General features: G+C 66.9%; 27 protein-coding genes and 1 riboswitch. Of the genes, 15 read left to right on the top strand and 12 right to left on the bottom strand.

Translation table 11 applies throughout. The features are described 5' to 3' along the window. Positions 1 to 13 precede the first annotated feature (13 nt). Positions 14 to 2,044 carry a transketolase gene (gene tkt, locus DES47_RS09110; RefSeq protein WP_133700352.1) on the bottom strand — a complete coding sequence of 677 codons (2,031 nt, stop codon included), beginning with the start codon at positions 2,042 to 2,044 and terminating at the stop codon, positions 14 to 16. Between the two features lie 107 nt (positions 2,045 to 2,151). Between tkt and murU the strand changes: the two genes are divergently transcribed. Beyond that, the gene (murU, locus tag DES47_RS09105; protein WP_133700351.1) at positions 2,152 to 2,841 is read left to right on the top strand and encodes an N-acetylmuramate alpha-1-phosphate uridylyltransferase MurU; all 690 of its coding nucleotides are present in this window, start codon (positions 2,152 to 2,154) and stop codon (positions 2,839 to 2,841) included. A gap of 15 nt (positions 2,842 to 2,856) precedes the next feature. Continuing rightward, positions 2,857 to 3,654: a nitroreductase family protein gene (locus DES47_RS09100; protein ID WP_133700350.1), complete on the top strand. Its 798-nt coding sequence runs from the start codon at positions 2,857 to 2,859 to the stop codon at positions 3,652 to 3,654. On the opposite strand, the gene DES47_RS09095 is transcribed toward DES47_RS09100, so the two are convergent. Beyond that, a complete protein-coding gene (locus DES47_RS09095) occupies positions 3,651 to 4,631 on the bottom strand; it encodes a potassium channel beta subunit family protein (protein ID WP_133700349.1) in 981 nt (326 codons plus the stop codon). The two genes, DES47_RS09100 and DES47_RS09095, sit on opposite strands and share 4 nt — an antisense overlap. Before the next feature lie 93 nt (positions 4,632 to 4,724). Here DES47_RS09095 and speD point away from each other — a divergent pair, with 93 nt between their 5' ends. Beyond that, positions 4,725 to 5,099 carry an adenosylmethionine decarboxylase gene (gene speD / locus DES47_RS09090; protein ID WP_133700348.1) on the top strand — a complete coding sequence of 125 codons (375 nt, stop codon included), beginning with the start codon at positions 4,725 to 4,727 and terminating at the stop codon, positions 5,097 to 5,099. A 61-nt stretch (positions 5,100 to 5,160) separates the two neighbouring features. Here speD and DES47_RS09085 read toward each other — a convergent pair whose 3' ends face one another. Genes DES47_RS09085 through DES47_RS09070 form a run of 4 tightly spaced genes read right to left on the bottom strand, consistent with a single transcriptional unit; the run spans position 5,161 to position 8,831 of the window. Further along, entirely contained in the window at positions 5,161 to 6,297 is a 1,137-nt protein-coding gene (locus DES47_RS09085) for an ABC transporter permease (RefSeq protein WP_133700347.1), read from the bottom strand. Continuing rightward, on the bottom strand, positions 6,294 to 7,229 hold the full coding sequence (locus tag DES47_RS09080; RefSeq protein WP_133700346.1) for an ABC transporter ATP-binding protein: 936 nt from the start codon (positions 7,227 to 7,229) through the stop codon (positions 6,294 to 6,296). The genes DES47_RS09085 and DES47_RS09080 overlap by 4 nt, the downstream gene beginning before the upstream one ends. Further along, positions 7,226 to 8,176 carry an HlyD family secretion protein gene (locus DES47_RS09075; RefSeq protein ID WP_133700345.1) on the bottom strand — a complete coding sequence of 317 codons (951 nt, stop codon included), beginning with the start codon at positions 8,174 to 8,176 and terminating at the stop codon, positions 7,226 to 7,228. The genes DES47_RS09080 and DES47_RS09075 overlap by 4 nt, the downstream gene beginning before the upstream one ends. After that, on the bottom strand, positions 8,169 to 8,831 hold the full coding sequence (locus DES47_RS09070; protein ID WP_166651921.1) for a TetR/AcrR family transcriptional regulator: 663 nt from the start codon (positions 8,829 to 8,831) through the stop codon (positions 8,169 to 8,171). Before DES47_RS09070 ends, DES47_RS09075 begins: the two co-directional genes overlap by 8 nt. A gap of 72 nt (positions 8,832 to 8,903) precedes the next feature. Between DES47_RS09070 and DES47_RS09065 the strand changes: the two genes are divergently transcribed. From DES47_RS09065 to DES47_RS09045, 5 genes are all read left to right on the top strand, one after another. Further along, a complete protein-coding gene (locus DES47_RS09065) occupies positions 8,904 to 9,323 on the top strand; it encodes a hypothetical protein (RefSeq protein WP_133700343.1) in 420 nt (139 codons plus the stop codon). Positions 9,324 to 9,331: 8 nt separating this feature from the next. Then, a riboswitch (SAM riboswitch) is annotated at positions 9,332 to 9,407 on the top strand. 54 nt (positions 9,408 to 9,461) lie between these two features. Continuing rightward, positions 9,462 to 10,592 (top strand): homoserine O-succinyltransferase MetX, encoded by a 1,131-nt coding sequence (gene metX, locus DES47_RS09060; RefSeq protein ID WP_133700342.1) that lies wholly within the window; start codon positions 9,462 to 9,464, stop codon positions 10,590 to 10,592. Then, positions 10,589 to 11,173: a methionine biosynthesis protein MetW gene (gene metW / locus DES47_RS09055; RefSeq protein ID WP_133700341.1), complete on the top strand. Its 585-nt coding sequence runs from the start codon at positions 10,589 to 10,591 to the stop codon at positions 11,171 to 11,173. The genes metX and metW overlap by 4 nt, the downstream gene beginning before the upstream one ends. Positions 11,174 to 11,229: 56 nt before the next feature. After that, positions 11,230 to 11,472, top strand: a complete 243-nt coding sequence (locus tag DES47_RS09050; RefSeq protein ID WP_133700340.1) for a hypothetical protein — start codon at positions 11,230 to 11,232, stop codon at positions 11,470 to 11,472. Between the two features lie 26 nt (positions 11,473 to 11,498). Next, the gene (locus tag DES47_RS09045) at positions 11,499 to 11,867 is read left to right on the top strand and encodes a VOC family protein (protein ID WP_133700339.1); all 369 of its coding nucleotides are present in this window, start codon (positions 11,499 to 11,501) and stop codon (positions 11,865 to 11,867) included. 1 nt (position 11,868) lies between these two features. Here the strand turns inward: DES47_RS09045 and DES47_RS09040 are convergent, their stop codons facing one another. From DES47_RS09040 to DES47_RS09030, 3 genes are all read right to left on the bottom strand, one after another. Then, on the bottom strand, positions 11,869 to 12,819 hold the full coding sequence (locus tag DES47_RS09040) for a M14 family metallopeptidase (protein ID WP_133700338.1): 951 nt from the start codon (positions 12,817 to 12,819) through the stop codon (positions 11,869 to 11,871). Next, the gene (locus DES47_RS09035) at positions 12,812 to 13,693 is read right to left on the bottom strand and encodes an N-formylglutamate amidohydrolase (protein WP_133700337.1); all 882 of its coding nucleotides are present in this window, start codon (positions 13,691 to 13,693) and stop codon (positions 12,812 to 12,814) included. The genes DES47_RS09040 and DES47_RS09035 overlap by 8 nt, the downstream gene beginning before the upstream one ends. 121 nt (positions 13,694 to 13,814) lie before the next feature. After that, positions 13,815 to 14,645 carry an enoyl-CoA hydratase-related protein gene (locus tag DES47_RS09030; protein ID WP_133700336.1) on the bottom strand — a complete coding sequence of 277 codons (831 nt, stop codon included), beginning with the start codon at positions 14,643 to 14,645 and terminating at the stop codon, positions 13,815 to 13,817. 148 nt (positions 14,646 to 14,793) lie between these two features. Between DES47_RS09030 and DES47_RS09025 the strand changes: the two genes are divergently transcribed. The 3 genes from DES47_RS09025 to DES47_RS09015 all read left to right on the top strand — a co-directional run bounded on the left by DES47_RS09025 (position 14,794) and on the right by DES47_RS09015 (position 18,268). After that, positions 14,794 to 15,654: an alpha/beta hydrolase gene (locus tag DES47_RS09025; RefSeq protein WP_243748230.1), complete on the top strand. Its 861-nt coding sequence runs from the start codon at positions 14,794 to 14,796 to the stop codon at positions 15,652 to 15,654. 114 nt (positions 15,655 to 15,768) lie between these two features. Beyond that, positions 15,769 to 17,244, top strand: a complete 1,476-nt coding sequence (locus tag DES47_RS09020; protein ID WP_133700334.1) for a M20 family metallopeptidase — start codon at positions 15,769 to 15,771, stop codon at positions 17,242 to 17,244. Between the two features lie 7 nt (positions 17,245 to 17,251). Further along, on the top strand, positions 17,252 to 18,268 hold the full coding sequence (locus DES47_RS09015) for a LysR family transcriptional regulator (RefSeq protein WP_133700333.1): 1,017 nt from the start codon (positions 17,252 to 17,254) through the stop codon (positions 18,266 to 18,268). On the opposite strand, the gene DES47_RS09010 is transcribed toward DES47_RS09015, so the two are convergent. After that, positions 18,265 to 19,299 carry an aminoglycoside phosphotransferase family protein gene (locus tag DES47_RS09010; protein WP_133700332.1) on the bottom strand — a complete coding sequence of 345 codons (1,035 nt, stop codon included), beginning with the start codon at positions 19,297 to 19,299 and terminating at the stop codon, positions 18,265 to 18,267. The two genes, DES47_RS09015 and DES47_RS09010, sit on opposite strands and share 4 nt — an antisense overlap. A gap of 202 nt (positions 19,300 to 19,501) precedes the next feature. Between DES47_RS09010 and DES47_RS09005 the strand changes: the two genes are divergently transcribed. The 4 genes from DES47_RS09005 to DES47_RS08990 are packed head-to-tail and all read left to right on the top strand — an operon-like array spanning position 19,502 to position 24,213. Then, entirely contained in the window at positions 19,502 to 21,886 is a 2,385-nt protein-coding gene (locus tag DES47_RS09005; RefSeq protein WP_243748229.1) for an LPS-assembly protein LptD, read from the top strand. Further along, the gene (locus DES47_RS09000; RefSeq protein ID WP_133700331.1) at positions 21,879 to 23,210 is read left to right on the top strand and encodes a peptidylprolyl isomerase; all 1,332 of its coding nucleotides are present in this window, start codon (positions 21,879 to 21,881) and stop codon (positions 23,208 to 23,210) included. Before DES47_RS09005 ends, DES47_RS09000 begins: the two co-directional genes overlap by 8 nt. 7 nt (positions 23,211 to 23,217) lie before the next feature. Further along, positions 23,218 to 23,979 (top strand): 16S rRNA (adenine(1518)-N(6)/adenine(1519)-N(6))-dimethyltransferase RsmA, encoded by a 762-nt coding sequence (gene rsmA, locus DES47_RS08995; protein WP_133700330.1) that lies wholly within the window; start codon positions 23,218 to 23,220, stop codon positions 23,977 to 23,979. Between the two features lie 51 nt (positions 23,980 to 24,030). Next, entirely contained in the window at positions 24,031 to 24,213 is a 183-nt protein-coding gene (locus tag DES47_RS08990) for a hypothetical protein (protein ID WP_133700329.1), read from the top strand. A gap of 7 nt (positions 24,214 to 24,220) precedes the next feature. Here the strand turns inward: DES47_RS08990 and DES47_RS08985 are convergent, their stop codons facing one another. Continuing rightward, positions 24,221 to 24,616: a barstar family protein gene (locus tag DES47_RS08985; protein WP_133700328.1), complete on the bottom strand. Its 396-nt coding sequence runs from the start codon at positions 24,614 to 24,616 to the stop codon at positions 24,221 to 24,223. A 57-nt stretch (positions 24,617 to 24,673) separates the two neighbouring features. Further along, on the bottom strand, positions 24,674 to 24,991 hold the full coding sequence (locus DES47_RS08980; RefSeq protein ID WP_243748262.1) for a guanyl-specific ribonuclease: 318 nt from the start codon (positions 24,989 to 24,991) through the stop codon (positions 24,674 to 24,676). Positions 24,992 to 25,080 lie beyond the last annotated feature (89 nt).

Raw genomic sequence — 25,080 nt, 5'->3', positions numbered from 1 at the left:
CACCCCTTCGAAATCAACGCTTCTTGCCCAGCGCCACCTTGACCGTGGCCGCCACATTCTCGGCGGTGAAGCCGAAATGCTTGAACAGGGCCGGGGCCGGGGCCGATTCGCCGTAGGTGTCGATGCCGACGACTGCGGCGCAGCCGTACTTCCACCAGTAGTCGGTCACGCCCGCCTCGACGGCGATGCGCGGCAGGCCGGCGGGCAGCACGCTCTTCTTGTAGGCCGCATCCTGGCGGTCGAACACCGAGGTGCTGGGCATCGAGACCACGCGCACGGCGATGCCGTCCAGCGCCAGCAGCTCCTGGGCGCGCATCGCCAGCTGCACTTCGGAGCCGGTAGCGATGATCACCGCCTTGGCCTTCTTCATGCCGACTTCGCTGGGCTCGGCCAGCACGTAGGCGCCCTTGGCGATTTCGTCCAGGCCGCGCTTGGGCGCGTAGGGCAGGTTCTGGCGGCTCAGCAGCAGCGCGCTGGGGCGGGTGCTGTTGCCGATGGCCATGGTCCAGGCGACGGTGGTTTCGGCCGTGTCGGCCGGGCGCCAGACGTCCAGGCCGGGGATCAGGCGCAGCGAGGCGGCATGCTCGATGCTCTGGTGCGTCGGACCGTCTTCGCCAAGACCGATGGAGTCATGGGTGAACACGTGGACGACGCGCAGCTTCATCAGTGCTGCCATGCGGATCGCATTGCGGCTGTAGTCGCTGAAGGTCAGGAAGGTGCCGCCGTAAGGGATGTAGCCGCCATGCAGGGCCACGCCGTTCATGATCGCGGCCATGCCGAACTCACGCACGCCGTAGTTGATGTGGCGGCCGCCGTTGGACGAGCCGTCGGCCTCGAAGCGCAGCGCCGGCGTGTGGCTGGTGTTGGTCAGGTTGGAGCCGGTCAGGTCGGCGCTACCGCCCAGCAGCTCGGGCAGGGCGCCGGTGAAGGCTTCCAGCGCGATCTGGCTGGCCTTGCGGCTGGCCACGGTCTCGCCCTTGGTGTGGGCGGCGACGGCCGCGTCCACAGCGACCTGCGCGAAGTTCTTCGGCAGCTCGCCATTCATGCGGCGGTTCAGTTCCAGCGCCAGCTCGGGGTAGGCCTTGCCATAGGCTTCGAAGGCATCGACCCAGGCGCTCTCGGCGGCCAGGCCTGTGTGGCGGCAGTCCCAGGCCTCGTAGGCCTCTTCGGGGATGACGAAGGGCTCGTGCGTCCAGCCCAGCGCCTCGCGGGTCAGCTTGATCTCTTCGGCGCCCAGCGCCTCGCCGTGGGCCTTGGCCGTGCCGGCGCGGTTCGGCGAGCCCTTGCCGATGGCGGTCTTGCAGCAGATCAGCGTGGGTTTGTCGCTGCTGGCCTTGGCCTTGGCGATTGCCGCGTCAACGGCGTCGACATCATGACCATCGACATCGGCGATGACGTTCCAGCCATAGGCCTCGAAGCGCTTGGGCGTGTCGTCGATGAACCAGGGGGCGACCTTGCCGTCGATCGAGATGCCGTTGTCGTCGTACAGCGCGATCAGCTTGTTCAGCTTCCAGGCGCCGGCCAGCGCGCAGGCCTCGTGGCTGATGCCCTCCATCAGGCAGCCATCGCCCAGGAAGGCGTAGGTGTGATGGTTGACGACGGCATGACCTTCACGATTGAATTCCTTGGCCAGCAGCTTCTCGGCCAGCGCCATGCCCACCGCGTTGGTGATGCCCTGGCCCAGCGGGCCGGTGGTCGTTTCCACGCCCGGGGTGATGCCCAGCTCCGGGTGGCCCGGGGTCTTGCTGTGCAGCACACGGAAGTTGCGCAGTTCCTCGACGGGCAGGTCATAGCCGGTCAGGTGCAGCAGCGCATAGATCAGCATGGAGCCGTGGCCGTTGGACAGCACGAAGCGGTCGCGGTCATGCCACTGCGGATTGGCCGGGTTGTGCTTCAGGTGGCGGCGCCAAAGCGCGACGGCGATCTCGGCCATGCCCATGGGCGCGCCGGGATGGCCGGAATTGGCCTGTTGCACGGCATCCATGGCCAAGGCGCGGATGGCGTTGGCCATCAAGGAAGTGGAACTGTCAGCGGTTTGGCCCATGGGAGATCCGTGTTGGGGTTGGGGAAAACCACTGATTTTAGCCGGGGGCGCACCGCCGGCCGCTTGTCAGGGGTCAAGCGGCCGACCGGCGCCGATAGACTGGGCACATGAGAGCTCTAATTTTGGCGGCCGGTCGCGGTGAACGGCTGCGCCCGCTGACCGACCACACCCCCAAGCCGCTGCTGGCCGTGCGCGGCAAGCCGCTGATCGAATGGCATATCGAGGCGCTGCGCGCCGGCGGCGTGCGCGACATCGTCATCAACACCGCCTGGCTGGGCGAGCAGTTCCCGGCCCGGCTGGGCGACGGCAGCCGCCTGGGCGTGCGCCTGCACTACTCCGACGAGCAGGCGGCTTACGGCGGCGCGCTGGAGACGGCCGGTGGCATTGCCACCGCGCTGCCGCTGCTTCGGGCCGATGGCGACGAGGCCTTCTGGGTGGTCTCCGGTGATGTGTTCCTGCCCGAGTTCCGCTTCGAGGCGGGCCGTGCACAGCGCTTTGCCGCCGGTCAGGACGACGCGCATCTGTGGCTGGTACCCAATGCCCCGCACCACCCGCAGGGCGATTTCGCGATCTCGCCGGCCGGCCGGGCCGCACTGCAGGGCGAACAGCGCCACACCTGGGGCAGCGTCGGATTGTTTCGTCCGGCAATGTTCGGCAGCATCGCCGCTGGCACGCGCATGGCGCTGCGACCGCTGCTGGACGCCGGCATCGCGGCCGGTCGCATAGCCGCCGAGCTGTACCCGGGCCCCTGGACCGATGTCGGCACCGTCGAACGCCTGAACGCCCTCAACTCCTGACCCTGGCACTGACCCATGACCACCATCGACCTCTCACCGCTGCTGCGCGCCCACCGCTCGATCCGCAAGTACAAGAGCACGCCGATCGCGCCGGCGCTGATCGACGAGGTGCTGAGCGAATCAATAGCCGGCAGTTCCAGCTCGGGCAATCTGAACACCTTCAGCATGGTGCTGACACGCGATGCCGAGCGTCGCCGGCGCCTGTTCCAGCTGCACCTGGAGCAGGACATGGTGCTGCAGGCGCCGCTGGTCATCACCTTCAACGCCGACACGGCGCGCACGCGGCAGTGGCTGAAGATGCGCGAGGCGCGCGACAACTTCAACAACTTCCACGGCTTCATGGTCGCGGCCTTCGACGCCGTCATCCTGTCGCAGACGGTGGCCCTGGCCTTCGAGGCGCGCGGCCTGGGCATTTGCTATATGGGCACGACCCTGAACCAGGCCTCGGCGATCGCCGAATTCCTGCAGCTGCCCGAGACGGTGTTCCCGGTCACCAGCCTGGTGGTCGGCTACCCCGACGAGGCGCCCAAGGCCCGCGACCGCCTGCCGCTGCGCGCCTATGTGCACGACGAGATCTATCGGCCGCACAGCGAGGCGGAGATCGATGCGCTTTACGAGGCCCGCGAGGTCAGCGGCTGGAACCGCTACCTGGGCATGGGCCCCGATATGGCGGCCCGCTTCGCCGAGCATGACATCAAGTCACTGGCGCAGTTCTACACCAGCGAGTTGAAGTACAGCCCGATTGCGATGGGCAAGATCTCCGAGCAGTTGCAGGCCCTGCTGCAAGAGCAGGGCTTCGATCGCAAGAGCTAGACCGCCAGCGGCTTGGCGATCGCGTCGATGCGCGCCAGCACCTCGGGCGTCAGCTTCGGCGTCAGGTCCAGCGCGCCGAGGTTGTCCTGCAGCTGGCTGAGCTTGCTGGCGCCCAGGATCACCGTGCTGACGCGGGGATTCTTGTTCAGCCAGGCAATCGCCAGCTGAGCGACGTTGCCGCCCAGCTCGGTGGCGATCTCGGCCAGCCGGGCCACGGCGGCGTTCTTGGCCGGGTCGGTCAGGCCGTCGCGCAGAAAGCTCATGCTCTCCATCGCGCCGCGGCTGCCTTCGGGCACGCCCTTGAGGTATTTGCCGGTCAAGAGGCCCGAGGCCAGCGGGCTCCAGGTCGTCAGGCCCAGGCCGATTTCGTCATACAGCCGCGCATACTCCTGCTCGACGCGGGTGCGGTGGAACAGGTGGTATTGCGGCTGCTCCATCACCGGCTTGTGCAGGTGGTGGCGCTCGGCGATCTCCCAGGCGGCGCGGATGTCGGCGGCGCTCCACTCGCTGGTGCCCCAGTACAGCGCCTTGCCCTGGCTGATGATGTCGCTCATCGCGCGCACCGTCTCCTCAATCGGCGTGTGCGGATCGGGGCGGTGGCAGTAGATCAGGTCGATGAAGTCCAGCTGCATGCGCTGCAGGGAGCCATCGATGGCCTGCATCAGGTATTTGCGGTTCAGCGTGTCGCGGCGGTTGGTGGCATGGCCGTCGCGGTCCAGGCCCCAGAAGAACTTGGTCGAGACGATGTAGTTCAGGCGCGGCCACTTCAGCGCCTTGAAGGCCTCGCCCATCACCACCTCGCTCTGACCCTTGGCATAGACCTCGGCGTTATCGAAGAAGTTGACGCCGGCGTCGAAGGCGGCGGCCAGCATCTCGGTGGCGGACTTGGTATCAACTTGATTGTGATAGGTGACCCAGGAGCCCAGCGAGAGCTCGCTCACTTGCAGGCCGCTGCGGCCCAGACGTCGGTATTGCACGGTGGTTCTCCGGAGATTTGTGGGCGCAGCCTAACCGAAGACGCGAGGCTATAGTGCCGCATGCCGCACAAGTCCCTAACTGGTTGACGCCATATGCAAGGCCTGCACCTGACCGCCGATCTGCACGGCTGCCCGGCCGGCCTGGCGCCGCTGACCGATATCACTGCGCTGCGAATGCTGTGCCTGGCGGCCGTCGCCGAGGCGGGCCTGCTGGCCGTCGGCGAGCTGTTCCACCGTTTTCAGCCCGCCGCGGAGGGCCAGCTCGTCGGCATCACCGGCGTCGTGCTGCTGGCCGAATCGCATCTGGCCGTTCACACCTGGCCCGAGAGGGCGGCCGTCACGCTCGATGTCTATGTCTGCAACTTCGGCGGCGACAACTCGACCAAGGCGCAGCGGCTGATGGCGAGGCTGGAGGCCTCGTTCGCGCCGGGGCGGGTCACGCGCAAGCAAATATTGCGGGGGGATTGAGCCCCGGATTGCATCCGGGCTACAGGGCTTCGGTAGCCCGGATGCAATCCGGGAGCCACCGTCAATCCAGCGTCTGCCGATAGCGCTTCAACGCGACCGCACCGGCGACAAGCAGAAACAGCAGCATCGGCCACAGCTCCGGCAGCAATTGCCACGCCTCGTTGCCCTTGAGCAGGATGCCGCGCACGATGCGCAGGAAGTGCGTCAGCGGCAGCGCCTCGCCGAGGTACTGGGCCCATGGCGGCATGCCGCGGAACGGGAACATGAAGCCCGACAGCAGCATCGAAGGCAGGAAGAAGAAGAACGTCATCTGCATCGCCTGCAGCTGGTTGCGGGCCAGCGTCGAGAAGGTGAAGCCCACGGCCAGATTGGCCAGCATGAAGACACCAATCATCGCCATCAGCAGTGCGAAGCTGCCCTCCATCGGCACCTCGAACAGCAGCCAGGCGGCGCCGAGAATCACGCCCAGCTGCACATAGCCGACCACGACATAGGGCAGGATCTTGCCCACCATCACCTCGGCGGGGCGCACAGGCGTGGCCAGCAGATTTTCCATCGTGCCACGCTCGCGCTCGCGGGTCATGGCCAGCGAGGTCAGCATGACCATGGTCATCGTCAGGATGGTGCCAATCAGCCCGGGCACAATGTTGTAGCGCGACAGGCCCTCGGGGTTGTAGCGGCGGTGGATGCGCAGCTCGAACGGGGGCGGCGGCTGCTGCAACTGCGCCAGCGGTCCTTTCAAGTCATGGCGCAGCGCCTGCTGACTGAGCTGGTTCAGCGCCGCGATCGCATTGCCCGAGGCGGACGGGTCGGTGGCATCGACCGAGACCAGCAGCACCGGCTTTTCGCCGCGCACCAGGCGCTGCGAGAAGTCCGGCGGTATGACGATCATGAACTGCACCTGGCCGTCATCGACCATTTGCTCGGCCTCGCGCTCGCTGCCGCTGACGGCCGTGATCTGGAAGTAGCCGGTGTTCTGCAAGGCGGCCACCAGGCTGCGTGCCATCGGCGCGTTGTCCTGGGCCACCAGCACCGTCGGCAGGCCCTTGGGGTCGGTGTTGATCGCATAGCCGAACAGCACCAGCTGCAGTATGGGCACGCCGACCGCCATCGCGAAGGTCAGGCGGTCGCGCATCATCTGCTGGAACTCCTTGATGAAGACGGCCCACGTGCGTGGCCAGGAGAAGCGGGCGCTCATATCGTTGCCTTCGCCGCGAAGTTGTCCGGTGCCTGAGCGATCAGGCTGATGAACACGTCCTCCAGGTTCGCGTCGGTGGCAGTGATGGTCAGGCCGGGCTGCGGGCGCAGCGGCGCCAGCGCCCGCTCCAGCAGCGCCGCATCCTGGCCGGCCACATGCACCGAGTTGCCGAAGGCCGCCACGCTGAGCACACCGGGTGCGGCCTTCAATGCGTCGATCTGGCCGTTGAGCGGGCCTTGGATAGACCAGACGTGCAGGCCGGCCTGCTCGATGATCTGCGCCTCGGTGCCGCGGGCCAGCACCTTGCCGTAGGCGATATAGACCAGCTCGTGGCAGCGCTCGGCCTCGTCCATATAGTGGGTCGAAACGAGCACGGTGATGCCCTGATCGGCCAGGCGGTGGATCTCGTCCCAGAAGTCGCGGCGCGCCTTCGGGTCGACGCCGGCGGTGGGCTCGTCGAGCAGCAGCAGCTGAGGCTTGTGCAGCAGGCAGGCGGCCAGGGCCAGGCGCTGCTTCCAGCCGCCGGACAGCGAACCGGCCAGCTGCTGCTGGCGCTCGACCAGGCCCAGGCGCTGCAAGGCCTCGTCAACGCGCTGGCGGCGCTCCGGCAACTCGAACAGCCGGCCGACGAAATCCAGGTTCTCGCGTATCGACAGGTCTTCGTAGTAGCCGAACTTCTGCGTCATATAGCCGACCTGGCGCTTGATCTGAGCGGCCTCGCGCTGAATGTCCAGGCCCAGGCATTGCCCCTCGCCAGCGTCCGGCGTCAGCAGGCCGCAGAGCATCCGTATGGTCGTCGTCTTGCCGCTGCCGTTGGGCCCCAGAAAGCCGCAGATGCGGCCGCGCCTGACCTGCAGATCGACCTTGTCGACGACGGCGCGGCCGCCGTAGATCTTGCTCAGGCCGCGCACGTCGATGGCGAGATCGCTCATGGCGCGACCCTGCGTACATCGACCGGCAGCCCGGGCTTGAGCTTGCTGGCATCCGCGCCCTCGGGCAATGCCTCGACCATGAACACCAGCTTGCTGCGCTGGGCGTTGGAGTAGATCACCGGCGGCGTGTACTCGGCCTGGGTGGCGATGAAGCTGATACGCGCCTTGATGGCGGCGCCGCAGCCATCGCAGCCGACGTTCACCATCTGCCCCGGCGCGATGCCGGCCAGCTCGGCCGCGGGCACGAAGAAGCGCAGCTTGACGTGGCCTGCCGGCAGCAGGGCCAGCACCGGCTGGCCGGCCGGCACCCATTCGCCGACCCGGAAGAAGGTGTCGGCGATCAGTCCGCTGCTCGGCGCGCTGCGCTGCTTCTGCTGCTCGCGCCACAGCGTCTGCTGCAGACCCTGGCGGGCGGCCTCGCCCTGGGCCTGGGCGGCGCGCTGCTCGTCCACGCGGGCCGGCAGCTGCGCGACCTGCAGGCTGGCGCTCAGCTCGGCCACACGGGCCTGGGTGGCGGTGACCGCGGCCTTGGCCTCGTCGATACGCGCGGCCGAGACAAAGCCCTGGGCCACCAGCTGCTGCTGGCGCTCCAGCTCGCGCTGGGCCAGGCCGGCCTGCGTGCGCGCCTGGGCCAGCTGCGCCTGCACGACCTGGATCTCGTCGCTGCGCCGGCCCTTGGCCGTGTTGGCGGCCTGGGCCTGGGCGGCATCCAGCCTGGCCTTGGCCTCGGCGCTGGCGCCGCGCTCAAGCTCGGCATCCAAGGTGAACAGCGCCGCGCCCTGGGCCACCTGCTGGCCGCGCTGCACATTCAGCGCCTGCAGGCTGCCGGCTACCGGCGATGACAGATAGACGTACTCGCCCTCGGCATAGCCGGACCAGGCGGGCGCCGCGGGCTCGCCGCAGCCGGTCAGCGCAATCAGGGCGCTCAGGAGAATCAATCTACGCATGGGATTTGCCTTTGGAACGGGGTCCGGGTCCGGCGGGCGCCAGCGCCTTCAGGGCCAGGGCGATGCGGGCCCGCAGTGCGTCGTCGGAGAGCACTTGCGGCTCCAGCATTCCGGCCACGGCGACGGGCGCCACGCCCAGATTCGCCACCCCGCCAGCGATCAGGATCGGCGCCAGCACCGAACTCATCAGGAACACGAAACGCTGCAGGCCAGGCATGGCGGCGATCGCGCCGTCGCGCTCTGCCTCGTCCAGCAGGCCCATCAGCAGGAACAGATGGCGCGGTGCGTTGGCACGCATGAAGTCCAGCGCCACCGCCTCGCCGCCCTGGGCATCGGCCCAGACGCGGGCGATCACAGGCCGGTTCGCGCCCAGAAAGCGGCCGATGGCCAGCAGACTTTGTTCCAGCCGCTGCAGGGCAGAGCCGTCATGCGTGGCCTCAAGTTGCAGCGACTCGAACATCTGCTCGTAGATCTGCTGCAGCAGGGTGCGCAGGAACAGCTCCTTGCTCTTGAAGTGGTAATGGAACATTGCAGGGTTGACGCCCGCGTGTTCGGCCAGCTTGCGCACCGACAGGCCGGCACAGCCGGCGTCGGCAAACAGCTCGCGACCGCTTTGGAGCAGAGCCTGGTCCTGGGCTTGTGAAGGGCGTGCCATGGCGCGATTATTGGTCACTTGACCAGTAATTGCAAGGCAAGATCGCGCGGTAGTCAAAATTCGAGGAGCGGCATGGATCTGCATCAAGCGCTGGGCCAGGAATGGGCCCAACTGCAACACGACCACGAGCAGTACGAACGCAGCGGCCTGCTGATCAAGCTGCTGGCCGTTGTGCTGTGCCTGGCCTGCATGGCCCTGGGCTTCGATGCGCTGTGGCTGGCGCCGGTGCTGCTGATGCTGTGGCTGCAGGAGGGCATCTACCGGGCCTTCCAGTCGCGGCTGAGCGCGCGGCTGCTGCGCGTGGAGCAGGCGCTGGCGCAGGGCACGACGGCGACTGCGCGGGCGTTCCAGTTGCACAGCGATTGGCTGGCAACCCGGCCCGGCACGGTGGGCCTGATTCGCGAGTACCTGAGCAACGCCGCCAGACCGACGGTGGCGTTTCCGTATGTGCTGCTGTTGGCGCTGAGCCTGCTGTATCAATACGGCCCTTAGCTATACTTCGCTCCCACAGCGCCGATTTGTTCCGAATTGCGGGCGCTTTAAAAATGCCGCTAAAGAGGGATGCCAAGACTTCACACCGGCGTCCGCACCTCAGCAGCGGAGCCGGTTTTGTTTTTCTGGAGGCATCCCATGGAAAGCCTGGGTCATGTGAAGCCGCAGTCGCTGCGCTTCGAACAGCCGCTGCCGCTGAAGAGCGGTGCGCAGCTGCCAAGCTATGAATTGGTCTATGAGACCTACGGCCGGCTGAATGCCGACAAGTCCAACGCCGTGCTGGTCTGCCACGCGCTGAATGCCAGCCATCATCTGGCCGGCACCTACGAGGGTCAGGACAAGAGCGAGGGCTGGTGGGACAACCTGATCGGCCCGGGCAAACCGCTGGACACCGACAAGTTCTTCGTCATTGGCGTCAACAACCTGGGCTCGTGCTTCGGCTCGACCGGGCCCATGCACAGCAATCCCGTGACGGGCCGCATCTACGGCGCAGATTTCCCGGTCGTCACCGTGCAGGACTGGGTCGATGCCCAGGCCCGCCTGCTCGACCATCTCGGCATCGGTCAGCTGGCGGCCGTGCTGGGCGGCTCATTGGGCGGCATGCAGGCGCTGGACTGGTCGTTGCGCTATGCCGATCGGCTGCGCCACTGCATCGCGATTGCCACGGCGCCGAATCTGTCGGCGCAGAACATCGCCTTCAACGAGGTGGCGCGCCGCGCCATCATCACCGACCCAGATTTCCATGGCGGGCACTTCTACGAGCATGGCGTGGTGCCCAAGCGCGGCCTGCGCGTGGCGCGGATGATAGGCCACATCACCTATCTGTCGGACGACGTGATGGAGCAGAAATTCGGCCGCGAGCTGCGCGCCACCGAGCTGGGTTACAGCACCCAGGACATCGAGTTCCAGATCGAGAGTTATCTGCGTTACCAGGGCGACAAGTTCAGCGACTACTTCGATGCCAACACCTATCTCTTGATCACCCGCGCGCTTGACTACTTCGACCCGGCGCTGGAGCATGGCGGCGACCTCAGCCGCACCTTTGCCAGCGCGCGCTGCAAATACCTGCTGGCCAGCTTCACGACGGACTGGCGCTTTGCCCCGGCACGCTCGCGCGAGATCGTCAAGGCCCTGCTCGACAACAAGCTCGATGTGTCCTATGCCGAGATCGACGCGCCTCATGGGCACGACGCCTTCCTGCTCGAAGACCCGCGCTACCACGGCGTGCTGCGCGCCTATTTCAAACGCATCGCGGGGGAGCTGACATGAGTGATCTGCAGGTGATGGAGACGATAGCCGCCCTGGTGCCCGAGGGCTCGCGCGTGCTCGACCTGGGCTGCGGCACCGGCGAGCTGCTGGCCCATTTGCAAAGGCACCGCGGCTGCAGCGGCTATGGCGTGGAGCTGGATGACGCCAATCTGCTGGCCTGTGTGCAGCGGGGCGTCAACGTCATCCAGCTGAACCTGGAGGATGGCCTGTCCATCTTCGAGGATCAGAGCTTCGACGTCGTGCTGCAATTGGAGACATTACAGCATCTGCGCAATACCGAGGCAATGCTGCGCGAGACGGCGCGGGTCGGGCGGCTGGGCATCGTCAGCTTCCCGAACTTCGCCCACTGGCCGAATCGCCTGCAGGTGATGCTGGGCCGCATGCCGGTGACCCGTGTGCTGCCCTATGAGTGGTACGACACGCCCAATATCCGCGTCGGCACCTATGCCGACTTCGAGATCCTGGCCCACAAGAACCGCCTGCGCATACTCGACAGCTTTGGCATCCAGAATGGCCGCAGCGTGCGCCGCATGCCCAATCTGCTGTCCAGCATGGCAGTCTTCAAGTTCGAGCGGGGCTGAGGCTCGCCGGCCGGCACCGATGCTATGCTGACAGCAACTTCAGAAGGCGGCGCATCATGCACAGCCCACCCGTCAAGTACCTGATCCTGATCGAGGCAGCCGGTGCCATGCAGGCACGGCTGTTCGACGCGCAACGCCGCCATGTGGCCGATCTGGATTCGGCCACCGAAGAGATACCTGGCATGTTGGCCGGACTCAGGCCGGCGCCTGGCGCAGACCCCGAACTCTGGGGCTCGGCACTGAAGGGCCATAGCGAGGCCGAGTGCCGCGAGGCCCAGGTCTACACGCTGCCGGTTTGAAGCACATCGTTTCACAGGAGACTCTGATGATCGGCTACACAACTCTCGGAACCAATGATCTGCCGCGCGCTGCGGCCTTTTACGACGAGCTGTTTGCCGTCATCGGCATCAAGCGGATGATGGATTTCGGCCGCGGCTACGCCTGGGGTGCGGGCATGGACAAGCCCGGCTTTGGCGTGATGATTCCGTTCGACGGCCAGGCGGCCACCGTGGGCAACGGCGTGATGGTGGCCCTGGCGGTGGACAGCCAGGACAAGGTCAAGGCGCTGCACGCCAAGGCCCTGGCCCTGGGGGGCAAGGACGAGGGCGCACCGGGTCCGCGCGGCGAGGGTTTCTACGCCGCCTACTTCCGCGATCTCGATGGCAACAAGCTGAATGCTTTCTGTGTAGGCTGACTCAGCTTTCGAACCGGCCGAGCCTCACCCGGGTTGTGCCGGGCTTGGCATTGTTCAGCGAGGGCATCACCATCACCGTGTTGTCATAGGGCGTGACCCAGACCTGTTCGCCATCCTGGGCGAACGGCGTGCCGGCCTTCGGTATCACCTCCAGGCCCTGGAAGGCACTCAGGAAGCGGAAGAAGGCCGTGCGGGCCACAACTGGCTCGGTGACGCGAATCACATGCTGCCTGGCCGGCAAGGGCAGGCGCTGGTGCGCATCGGCCCAGCTCTGCTCGACCATGCCCGTCAGCGCCAGGAAGCGCACCACGCTGTCCAGGGCCACATCGGCCGCGCTCTGCTCCCAGTGCTGGCCGCATTCGATCAGCAGCGCGTTGCGCGGGCTCAGCGGGTCGCCGAAGCCACCGCGGTCGCGCATGCGCAGGCCCGAGGGGTGACCGGTGTCTATCAGCAGGTCGCCGGGCATGCCCAGCCGCTTGGCGAAGGCCGCGCCCTTGTCCTGCATGCCGCAGACCATCAGCGGGCGGCAGGCCTCCTGCATCGAGTGGATGTCCAGCAGGTAGTCGGCGGCATCGACAAAGGGCGCCAGCGCGCGGGCACGCCGCAACTCGATCGAATCGCCGCGGCCGTTCAGCACATCGTCGGCCCAGACGCGGTTCAGATCTTCATCGCAGAAGCGCGAGGCCGAGGGCTTGCCGGCATCGAAGCGGGCATAGGCCTCGACATTGGCGAAGGCCAGCACCAGCCTGCCCTGCAGCGGGGTGATGTTCTGCTTGAACAGCCAGTCCAGTGCGATCGCGCCGCAGAGCTCGTTGCCATGGGTCAGGGCCTGGATCATCACCGTCGGTCCCGGCTTGCCGGAGTCCAGGCAGTGCACCCAGTCCACACCGGTGTTGCCGGCACGATAGGGGCTGATGTCGGGCGGCGTCAGTTCGACCTTGTACTCAGCCATGCTGCAATTCCTTGAGCCGAGGCTGCCTGCCCTGGCCGGTGAAGGCGATCAGCACCTGGATCATCTCCATCAAATCCTTCTGCACCTGGGCGAAGCCGGCCGTCTTGGCGCGCGTCGTCTCGTCCATGTACAGGCGCTTGTTGACCTCGATCTGCAGGCTGTGGCGGCGCTGCGCCGGGTTCGAGTAGGCCCGCACCAGCTCCACGCCCTTGTAGGGCTTGTTGATGGCCACGTCATAGCCCTTGGCGCGCAGCTGCGAATAGACCAGCTCGGTGAATGCGGCGCCGCAGCTGCTGCCGTCGCGGTCACCGAGCACAAAGTCGGCTCGGGGCTCGCCGACCTGGCCTACGCCCATCACCCCGGCGCTGGAGGCCATCGAGTGGCAGTTGATGTGGAAGACCTGGCCATGGCGCGCCATGCTGGCATTGAGCAGCCGCTGCAAGGCCTCGTGGTAGGGCCGGTGGTACTGCGCGATGCGCTGCAGCACCTGCTCGGGCCGCAACCGCGCGGCATAGATGTCGCGGCCGTCTGACAGCGTGCGCCAGATCAGCGCCTTGCCGATCTCGGCCTTGCCGCTGGGCCGCAGCTCATGGGGCCAGGTGCCGTCGAGCAGGGCCAGGTCGATATCGCCCTCGTGGCGGTTGACGTCGATGAAGGTGCGCGGGAAGTTGGCCGTCAGCAGAGCCACGCCCTGGGTGGTGGCCGGCAAATAGAGCTCGTCGACATAGGTGTCTTCGCTCTCGCGCAGATCGTACTCGCCGACCTGGGCGCCGAAGTCGGCCGGAAAATGGTGGCCCGAGTGCGGAGAGTCAAGCACCACGGGCACGGCGGGCTCGGCGGGGCCGAGGAGGGAATAGACGGCGGAGTTGTTCATCTGGAGCCCAAAACGACGAATGTGCCGGGTCAGTGCGCCGGCCTCTCGGACCAGTATAGGAAGGTGTTCGGCCCGCGCCCATAGGGGACTGTGCGGGTGGGGCGGAGGCCGCCCCATGGTGTCAGGGGTGGCCCACCTCGGCCAACGGCGCAAACTCCGCGGCCTGCTTGCGCTGCCAGGCCGCTATCGCCAGCGCCATCTCGGCGGTGTCGAAGATCGCGCTTTGCAGCACGCTCATATGGTGCAGGCTGGCCGCCGTGCCATGGTCGCGGGCATGGTTCATCGCCAGCTTGGAGCCGGCGATGGCCAGCGGCGATTTGGCAGCGATCTTGCGCGCCACGCCAAGCACATGGGCCAGCAGTGCGTCGGCATCGGGCAGCAGGGCATTGACCAGGCCCAGACTCAGCGCCCGCTCGGCGCCCAGTCGCTCGCCGGTGTAGGCCAGCTCGCGGGCCACACCGGGCGGTATCAGCCTGGGCAGGCGCTGCAGCACGCCGAGGTCGGCGGCCATGCCGATATTGATCTCCTGCACACAAAAGAACGCATCGGCCGATGCATAACGCAAATCGCACGCGGCCGCAAGATCAAGTGCGCCGCCGATGCAGCCACCCTGAATGGCACACAACACCGGGAAGCGGGCTTCGTCGATGGCGGTGAAGCAATCCATCAGCCGGCGCAACGAATCCTGGAAGCTCAAGCGGGCCCGTGCGCTGTCGGTGGCCAGCATCGCGTCGTCACCGGCAAAGGTGTCCAGCGCCATGCCGGCGGAGAAGTGCTTGCCGGTGCTGGAGATCACCAGCGCCCGGGTGCTGCCCTGGTCATGCAGGGCACGCACCACGTCGCGCAGCGCCGGAAAGAAGGCCGGGCTCATGGTGTTCATGCGCTCCGGGCGATTCAGTTGCAGGTGGGCAAGACCCGACTCCGCTTGATCGAGACTGAAGAAGTCATTCATGCTGCTTGTCCATCCCTAATTCATTGAGATGACCCATCTTTCTCTGTGTCAATACGCATGTCAATCATGTAGGCGACATCGGCTGAACACCACAACCCCGGGCAAGCACCGGGGGATGATGACGACGGCCCTGCCTACACTGCAGCGCATGAAAACATTGAGCACCGAGGACGGGCTTCAATTGCATCTGCGCCAATGGGCGCCTGTCTCGGCAACCAAGGGTTGCGTGCTGTTGGTGCATGGCCTGGGAGAGCACGTCGGGCGTTACGACCATGTGGCGCGGTTCCTGAACCAACAGGGCTGGCTGGTGCTGGCCTATGACCAGCGCGGCCATGGGGCCTCGGGGGGTGCCCGTGGCGATGTGCCGCATGGCCTGCAGCTGGTCGAGGACCTGGGCCGAGTGATACAGCTGGTGCGCAGCGATGCGCAGCTGGCCGCGCGGCCGCTGGTGCTGCTGGGCCACAGCATGGGCGGCCTGGTCGCGGCCCGCTATGTGGCCGAGGGCGTGGGCGCCAATGTCGGACAGACGATGCCCGCCTGGTTCCAGGCCGTCGATGGCCTGGTGCTCAGCTCGCCGGCACTGGACCCCGGCATGAACCCGCTGCAAAAGCTGGCGCTGGCGCTGCTGGGGCCCATTGCCCCGCACCTGGCCGTGGGCAATGGCCTGAAGCCGGCATGGATCTCGCGGGATCCGGCCGTCGTCGCCGCCTACCAGGCCGACCCGCTGGTGCACGACCGCGTCACGCCGATCCTGGTGCGCATGATCGCCGACCAAGGCGAGGAGGTGCTGGAGCTGTGCCCGACCTGGCGCGTGCCGACGCTGCTGATGTGGGCCGGCGCCGACCGCTGCGTGGCGCCGCGTGGCAGTGCCGCCTTTGCCGCCGCCCTGCCGCAGACGCTGCTGCAGGCGCGCTGCTTCGACGGGCTGTACCACGAGATATTCAATGAGCCCGAACAGGCCCAGGTGATGGCGCTTTTGGGCGAATGGCTGGGGGCCCGCTGGCCCTAGAAGCCTGTCGGCCTTGGGGCCCGACCTCAAGGCCGACAGGCTCCTGAGGTGCAAGGCTTTGCCGGGAGGCATAAACTTCGCGCTCCATGACCGTTGATCGACGGAGACGCCCCCATGAATGCCCGTGACCCTTCCCTGCCCCTGCAAGCCGATGAACTGAGCGGCCTGGCCGACTTTGCCGCCAGTGCCTGGGATGAAGAAATCGTTCCCGCACTGACCGACTACATCGCCATTCCGGCCAAGAGCCCGATGTTCGATGCCGACTGGGCCAAGCACGGCTATATCGACCGGGTGACCCGCGATGCTGCGGCCTGGGTCGAGAGCAAGAAGGTGGCCGGCCTGAAGCTGGAGGTGATTCGCGTCGAGGGCCGCACCCCGGTGATCTTCTTCGAGGTGCCGGCCACCAAATCAGGCAGCACCGACACCATCTGCCTCTACGGCCACCTCGACAAGCAACCCGAGTTCAGCGGCTGGCGCAGCGATCTGGGCCCCTGGACGCCCAAGTATGAGAACGGCCTGCTCTACGGCCGCGGCGGCGCCGATGACGGCTATGCCGTCTATGCCGCCATCACCGCCATTCTGGCGCTGGACAAGCAGGGCATCCCCCGCCCGCGATGCGTGGGCATCATCGAAAGCTGCGAGGAAAGCGGCTCCAGCGACCTGCCGATCTATATCGACATGCTGCGCGAGCGTCTGGGCAATGTCAGCCTGGTCGTCTGCCTGGACAGCGGCGCCGGCAACTACGACCAGCTGTGGCTGACCACCTCGCTGCGCGGCATGGTCAGCGGCGTGCTCAAGGTCGAGGTGCTGACCGAGGGCATCCACTCCGGCGATGCCTCGGGCCTGGTGCCGTCGAGCTTCCGCATCCTGCGCCAGGTGCTGGACCGGCTGGAAGACAGCAAGACCGGCCGCCTGCTGCCCGACAGCTTCCACTGCGAGGTGCCGGCCGCGCGCGTGGCCCAGGCCCGTGCCACCGCCGCCATCCTGCAGGACGAGGTCTGGAAGCGCTACCCCTGGTCCTGCGGTGCCGACGGGGCCTTCACCCTGCCGACGACCACCGATCCAGTCGAGGGCCTGTTGAACCGCACCTGGCGGCCAACGCTCAGCGTCACCGGCGTCGAGGGCTTCCCCGACCTGGGCAATGCCGGCAATGTGCTGCGGCCCTACACCGCCTTCAAGCTCTCGCTGCGCCTGCCACCGCTGATCGACGGCAACGAGGCCTCGCTGAAGCTCAAGACCCTGCTGGAAGACAACGCCCCCTATAACGCCAAGGTCACCTTCGTGCCCGACGGCCGCGCCGGCGCCCTGGGCGCCACCGGATGGAACACGCCCGAGCTGTCGCCCTGGCTGGACCAGGCGCTGAACGAGGCCTCGAATGCCCACTTCGGTGCGCCCCTGGGCTATATCGGCCAGGGTGGCACGATTCCGCTGATGAGCATGCTGCAAAAGGGCTTCCCGAAGGCGCAGATGATGGTCTGCGGCGTCCTGGGCCCCAAGAGCAATGCCCATGGCCCCAACGAGTTCCTCCATGTGCCCTATGGCAAGCGCCTGACCGCCGCGGTGGCCCAGGTGATGGCCGCCCACCCGTAAGCGAGCCATGGACCGCCTGCAGTCGATGCGCGTTTTCGCCAAGGTGGCGGAGCTGCGCAGTTTCTCCGGCGCGGCACGGGCGCTGGACCTGTCGCCGGCCGTGGTCACCCGCCTGGTCGCCGATCTGGAGGAGCACCTGGGCGCGCGGCTGCTGAATCGCACCACGCGCCGCCTGGCACTGACACAGACCGGCGAGCTCTATCTGGTGCGTGTGCAGGATGTGCTGGAGCGCATCGAGGAGGCCGAGCAGGTGGCGGGCGACGCCACCAGCACGCCGGCCGGCCGGCTGCACATCGCCGTTTCGCCCTCCTTTGTCGTCAACCAGCTGGCCAAGCACCTGCCGCGCTTTCGCGAGCGCTATCCGCAGGTCACGCTGGACATCACGGCCGTACGCAACCCCGATGTGCCCGACGAGGACCATGACCTGACGATTCTGCTGGAGGGCTTTCGCCCGCTGTCGGGCGATTTTGTCGCGCGGCTGCTGGCCCAGTCCGAAGTGGTGCTGTGTGCCTCCCCCAGCTATCTGAAGCGCCGCGGCGCGCCGCAGGTGGCCGAGGATCTGGGCGACCACGACGGCCTGGTGGTGGACCTGCCCGATGTGCCCAAGCAATGGAAGCTGCGCCGCAACTGCGCCAGCCACGCCATAGGCGCCGCCCATCTGGACGATGGCGATATGCAGGAGGTGCCGATGATGCAGGCGGTGCTGACCTCCAGCCACCCGGACACGCTGATGGCCTCGGCCATCGCCGGCCTGGGCATCGTCGCCCTGCCCAGCTTCGTCATCGAGGACGCGGTGCGTACCGGCAAGCTGGTGCGGGTGCTGCACGAGTGGAGCCTGGTCACCTACAGCGTCTATGCGGCGCTGCCGTCGCGACGCTACCTGCCGCAGCGCACCCGCGCCTTCCTCGACTTCCTGGTCGAGACCTTTGGCGGCCTGGCCCAGGACCCCTGGCTGATTGCGGCGGGCTGCCCGACGGCGATGGCCAGGGCCCAGGCGATGGTCACCGCCGAGCAGGCCGCCTAGAAGTAAGCCGTCTCCAGCGCATCGCCCGACAACGGTTCGATCAGCGCCAGCAGTGGTTTCAGCGGCTGGTAGCGCAGGGCCACCTTGGTGGCATAGGCGAAGAAGCGGGGCAGATCGGTGCTGTAACGCGGCTTGCCGTCGCGGTGCTTGAGGCGGCAGAAGATGCCCATCACCTTCAGATGGCGCTGCAGGCCCATCCACTCCAGCGCGCGCCAGAACTCGCCGAAGTCGGCATCGATCGGCAGACCGGCCCTGCGCGCCTGCTCCCAGTAGCGGATCGCCCAGTCGAGCTCGCGCTCCTCGTCCCAGGACAGGAAGGCGTCGCGCAGCAGGCAGGCGATGTCGTAGCTGATGGGGCCGCGCACCGCGTCCTGGAAGTCCAGGATGCCGGGGTTCGGCTCGGTCACCATCAGATTGCGCGGCATGTAGTCGCGGTGCACCGGCACCTGGGGCTGGGCGAGGGCGCTGTCGATCAGCAGGCGGCAGATCTTGTCCCATTGCTCGCGCTGGGCGGCGTCCCAGGTGACGCCGAACTCATGGGCCACGCACCAGTCGGGGAACAGGGCCAGCTCGCGCATCAACAGCGCCTCGTCGAAGGCGGGCAGGCTGCTGCCGTCCAGTTGCGTCTGCCACTGCACCAGCGCGTCGATGGCATCACACATCAGCCTGTGGGCCTGGCCCGGCGTGGCCTGCTGCAGCTCCTGCAGATACAGGCGCTCGCCGAGATCGGCCAGCAGCAGAAAGCCGCGCTCCAGGTCCTGGGCCAGCACCGCCGGGGCGTGCAGGCCGGCATCGGTGATCAGGGCCGCCACGTCAACGAATGGGCGCGAGTCCTCCAGCGCGGGCGGGGCATCCATGATGATGTAGGACCGGCCGTCGCCGGCATCTATGCGCAAATAGCGGCGGAAGCTGGCATCGGCCGAGGCCGGGCGCAGACTTTGCGGCAGCAGGCCGCGGGCTTGCGCCAGCGGTGCCAGCCAGGCCTCGAAGTCTTGGCGGCGGGTGTCATCGGGCCAGGCAATTGCGGTCATGAAGGGGAGTGGCTCAGAGGGATACCGTGAAGGTACAGACGAGGCCTGCGAACAAAACCGCAGGCCTCATGGATAATCAATTCTACAAACCTCCGGTTTGCCCAAAGGCCTGACGGCCCGGCGAACCATCCCCTTGACCCGGCCGACCCGCTCGTGGCGCCGAAACCGGACCGACGCTGCTGCTGAAGTGCTGCGCCTCTTGTTGAAGACCCATACAAACTCATCGCCACCGCCTGGACTGACGCCGCTGGCCCTGGCCGCCTGCCTGGCGCTGGCCGGGCCGGGCAGCGCCTGGGCGCAGGGCCAGTCACAGGTGGGCACCGAGGTGCGGCAGATCGCGCGGCCGGCCGCCAAGACCCTGTCGCGCACCGAGGCCGACAGGAATCAGCCGGTGCTGCTCGACGCCGCCAGCCTGAGCAGCCGACTGGATCAGGAGACCCGCGCCGAGGGCGGTGCGGTATTGCGCCGTGGAGACCTGACCCTGAAGGCCGACAGCCTGAGCTACCACCAGGCCACCGACCTGGCCACGGCCAAGGGGGCGGTCAGCATCGAGCGCGATGGCAACCGCTTCACTGGCCCCGAGCTGCGCCTCTTCGTCCAGCGCTTCGAGGGCCAGTTCCTCAATCCCAGCTACTTCTTTGCCAGCAATGGCGCCGGCGGCAAGGCCCAGCAGGTCGACTTCATCGACGAGTACCGCAGCAGCGCCCTGGCCGGCACCTACAGCAGCTGCCGCGCCGATGACCCGGACCGCGCCCCGGCCTGGGAGCTGAGCACGCGCAGCATACGGCTCGACTTCGAGACCAATGAGGGCGTGGCCGACGGCGCCGTGGTGCGTTTCTACGGCGTGCCGATACTGGCCGCGCCACGGCTGAGCTTTCCGCTGGGCGACGGCCGCAAGTCCGGTTGGCTGCCGCCCAAGTTCAATCTGGACAGCCGCAGTGGCGTCGAGTTCGGTGTGCCCTATTACTGGAATATCGCGCCGCAACGCGATGCCACCTTGACGCCCAAGATCATCACCCGCCGCGGCCTGGGCCTGGACAGCGAGTTCCGCTACCTGGAGCCCGGCTACCAGGGCCAGGTGTCGCTGGATGTGCTGCCCAATGACCGCATCACCGGACACACGCGCTGGGCCTGGGGGCTGAGCCAGAGCGGCACGGCGGCGATGGACTGGCGCTATCAGATCAATGCCGAGCGGGTGTCGGACGACATCTACTGGAAAGACTTTCCGCACGGCATCACCAGCCTGACGCCGCGCCTGCTGGCCACCGACCTGGGCGCCTCGCGCACCTGGACGCCGGCCGTCGGCGAGCTGCGCCTGTATGGCCGCCTCCAGCAGTGGCAGGTGCTGCAGGACCTGGACCCGGCCGCGCGCATCGACACCCCCTACCAGCGCTCGCCCCAGCTGGGCGCCCGCTGGAGTGCCGAGCGGCTGCCGCGCGGCTTCGATGCCGGGCTGAGCCTGGAGTACAACCGCTTCGATCTGCCGCGCAATGCCGCACCACTGCCCCTGCCCACGGGCACGCGGGTGCACGCACTGGGCCACCTGGGCTGGACCCTGGGTGACACCGGCTGGTGGCTGAAGCCCCGCATGTCCTTCAACGCGGCCAGCTACCAGTTGGATCAGTCGATGGCCGATGGCCGCCGTTCCGCGTCGCGGGTCGTGCCGACCTTCAGCATCGACCAGGGCTGGCTGTTTGAGCGCAAGACCGAGTACTTCGGCCGCGCGCTGCTGCAGACGCTGGAGCCGCGCCTGTTCTATGTGCGCACGCCCTTCCGTGATCAGCTGGGCCTGCCCAACTTCGACGCGGCGGCCAAGGACTTCAATTTTGATTCGATCTACACCGACAACTCCTTCTCTGGCGTTGATCGGGTCTCGGACGCGCACCAGCTGACGCTGGGCGTCAGCTCGCGCCTGACCTCGCTGCGCGACGGCAGCGAGCTGCTGCGCCTGGGGGTGGTGCAGCGCGTGCTGTTCCGCGACCAGCGCATCACGCCCGAGGGCACGCCCAATACGCAGAAGCTGTCGGATCTGCTGCTGCTCGGCTCGGCGCACCTGAGCCCGCAGTGGTGGGCCGATGGCGCGATCCAGTACAACTCGGATCTGAACCGCACCGTGCGCTCGGTGATGAGCCTGCGCTACTCGCCCGGGCCCTTCCGCACCATCAATGCCACCTACCGGCTGGCCCGCGGCCAGAGCGAGCAGGCCGAGCTGGGTTGGCAATGGCCGCTGTCGGGCCCGGCCGCGGGCAACAACGCCGAGAGCGCGGTGCGCAAGGCGACCGGCGGCAGTTCCTGCTCGGGCAGCTGGTACAGCGTCGGCCGCGTGCTCTACAGCATGCAGGACCGCCGCATCACCGATTCTCTGGTCGGCTTCGAATACGATGCCGGCTGCTGGATAGGCCGCGTGGTGGTAGAGCGCCGCTCCACCGGACGGGCCGAAGCCAACACGCGCTGGATGTTCCAGCTCGAGCTGGTGGGCCTGGGCCGGCTAGGGAACAACCCCCTGAATGTCTTGAGGGACAATATCCCTGGTTACCGCTTGCTGCGCGAGGATCGCGCGGCGCTCACAGATGCCTCCTATGACTGACCTGCCGACCTCACTCAAGCCTGCTCTTCTTGCCGCCACCCTGGCCGCCCTGCTGCTGGCGCCGCTGGCCCAGGCGCAGTCCGCCAGGGCAGCCACTCGCCCGGCCGACTCGATCGCCGCCATCGTCAACCAGGACCTGGTGACCGAGATCGAGGTCCGCCAGCGTGCCGAAAGAGTCCGCGAGGAGGCCAAGCAGCGCGGCGAAAGCGCGCTGTCCGCGACCGAGCTGCGCAAGACGGCGCTGGACAGCCTGATCGACGAGCGGGTCGTGCTGACCTATGCCCGCGAGGCCGGCGCCAAGATCGACGAGGTCGAGCTGGACCGGGTGGTCGCCAATGTGGCCGCGCAGAACAGCCTCAGCCTGCCCGAGCTGCGTGACCGCCTGAAGGCCGAGGGCATTGAGTACCGGCGCTTCCGCGAGAACCTGCGCGACCAGATGATGGTCGAGCGGGTGCGCGAGCGCGAAGTGCAGGGCCGCATCCGCGTCAGCGAAGCTGATGTCGAGGAGTTTCTGGCCAAGAAGCGCGAGGCCGGCAAGGCCAATGCCCAGTACAACATTGCGCAGGTGCTGGTGATCGTGCCCGAGGGCGCCAACGCCGCCGTGCTGGCCGAGAAGCGCGCCAGGGCCGAGGCCGCGCTGGCCCGCATCAAGGCCGGCGAGGCCTTCGACGTGGTCGCCAAGCAGATCTCCGAGGATGCCTACAAGGACAAGGGCGGCGAGCTGGGCCTGCGCCCCGCCGCCAAGCTGCCGGACGCCTTTCTGGCACATGTCAAGGACCTGAAGTCGGGCGAGGTGGCTCCCGAGTTGATGCGCTCCGGCGCCGGCTTCCACGTACTGAAGCTGATCGAGAAGCAGGACGGCTCCGACGGTTCGGTGGTGCAGACCCGCGCCCGCCACGTGCTGCTGCGCGTGTCCCCGCAGCTGACGGCCGAACTGGCCGCCCGCCGCCTGGCCGAGTTCAAGCGCAGCATCGAGACCGGCAAGACCACCTTCGAGGCCGTGGCCCGAGAGAACTCCGAAGACGGCAGCGCACCGAACGGCGGCGATCTGGGCTGGTCATCGCCGGGGGGCTTTGTGCCCGAGTTCGAGGAGGCGATGAACGCGCTGAATCTCGGCGGCATCTCGGCGCCGGTGGTCTCGCGTTTCGGTGTGCATCTGATACAGGTGCTGGAGCGCCGCAGCACCATTCCTGACCCCAAGCAGGTGCGGGCCCAGGCCCAGGCGGCCCTGCGCGAGCAGAAGTACGCGGCGGCCTTCACCGATTGGGTGAAGGATCTGCGCGGGCGCGCCTTCATCGAAATGCGCGGCGACGCTTCGCAGTGAGTACCCTGTGACGCACCATGTCGCGCGCAAGCGCTTCGGTCAGCACTTCCTGACCGACCGCATCGTCATAGAGGACATCGTCCAGGCGATCAAACCGCAGGCCGGCGACGCCATGGTCGAGATCGGCCCGGGCCTGGGTGCGATGACGATGCCGCTGCTGGCCTATGTCAATCCGCTGACCGTGATCGAGCTGGACCGCGACCTGGCCGAGCGGCTGCGTCAGCGGCCCGGCCTGAAGGTGATCGAGTCCGACGTGCTGAAGGTGGACTTTGCGGCGCTGGCCGCAGAACACGGCAAGAAGCTGCGCGTGGTCGGCAACCTGCCCTACAACATCTCCTCGCCGATCCTGTTTCACCTGCTGGACTTCGTCGACCAGGTGCAGGACCAGCACTTCATGCTGCAAAAAGAGGTCGTTGACCGCATGGCCGCCGAGCCCTGCTGCAAGGACTATGGCCGGCTGACGGTGATGCTGCAGTGGCGCTACCAGATCGAGTCGGTGCTGGACGTGTTGCCCAGCGCCTTCGACCCACCGCCGCGGGTGGACTCGGCCATCGTGCGCATGCTCCCTCTGCCCGTGCCGGCGGCCGTCGATCAGAAGCTGCTTGGCGAACTGGTCGCCGTGGCCTTCTCGCAGCGCCGCAAGATTCTGCGAAACACCCTCGGCGCCTGGCTGGAGCAGCGCGGTTTTGGCGGGCAGTTCGATCTGCAGCGGCGCGCCGAGGAGGTGCCGGTGGCCGAGTATCTGGCCCTGGCGCTGGCCGTTTCCTGATACTGCCGCCCGGCCTGGCCAACAAAAAAGCGACCCGGAGGTCGCTTTTTTTTGGCTCTGACGGAAGGTCAGGCCGCGTTCAACCACATTGCGGTGTCGAACGCGCTGCTCATCATCGGCATATTCATGCCGAACATGGCATTTGCTGCTGCCTTTGACGTGTTTTTCGGCGCCGGCTTGTCGCTGACGCTGGGGGCCACCTCAGTAGCCCGCTCCCATGACCCATTTTCTTGAGAGCGGGCTACTGAAAAGAATAGAAACACCTGAACTGAATCTTTCGATCCGCCCAGTAGTCGGCGGCGTCTCGGAACACATCCAGCAGTTGTTCCCTGGCCTCGCGGTCAAACTTGACGCTGTCGGGAATCTGCTCCAGCACCACCACAAAGCCGGGCTGGGCGCCCGATTTGTGGACCAGGTCGGTCATGCAGTCGTACAAGGCATCCAGATTCTTGCCAAAGTGCGCCGGGAACAAAAAGGCCTGGGCTATGCCCTCCAGTACGTCCTGTTTTGACTGCGCTGAAGTCAGATTGGCATAGAGGAAATGTTGGCCGGCCTCCTGGGCCGCCTGCATCAAATCCTCCACTCGATAAGCCCGTATGGACTGCACGATGTTTGGACGGACGGTCTGCAACAGCATGGTCACGATCCTCCTTTAGTCACGAAAACTTGTTCACGAACTCGACACCCCGCCGACTCACGGCCGCACGCGCTTGAAGCTTGCGTAGTGGTCGTCGGTGTAAAAACACGCCTCAGGTTTCGTGGGTGGCTGGCCGCCGCACACCAGACGACGAGCGCCCCGGTTACGGGCGCCTTTCGTCGGCACGGTATATTCGCGGTAGTACCCTCTGACTTTGGTGGGCAGCAGACGTTCACGATTGCCGAAGGTCGTGCCGTCCTTGCTGTAGGGGAAGGGTCCCCCGGCCAAAACCAGACGGTGAGTGGCTTGCGCCTCGACCGGAAGTGCTGCCAGGGCCACCGTCTCGTCTGCTGCCAGTCCCTTGGCCTGGGCCAAGCCGCCTAAGCTGCTGGCGAGCACCAAGGCGGTGGCAACGCTGAGCTTGCGAAAGGCCGACCACGGCGTGGGTCTGTGGAGCAAAGACA

Source organism: Roseateles toxinivorans, from assembly GCF_004362525.1.
In the GTDB taxonomy this organism is placed as follows: domain Bacteria; phylum Pseudomonadota; class Gammaproteobacteria; order Burkholderiales; family Burkholderiaceae_C; genus Paucibacter; species Paucibacter toxinivorans.
The sequence above is the reverse complement of the archived record's forward strand: the minus strand, read 5'-3'. Positions and strand labels throughout refer to the sequence as shown.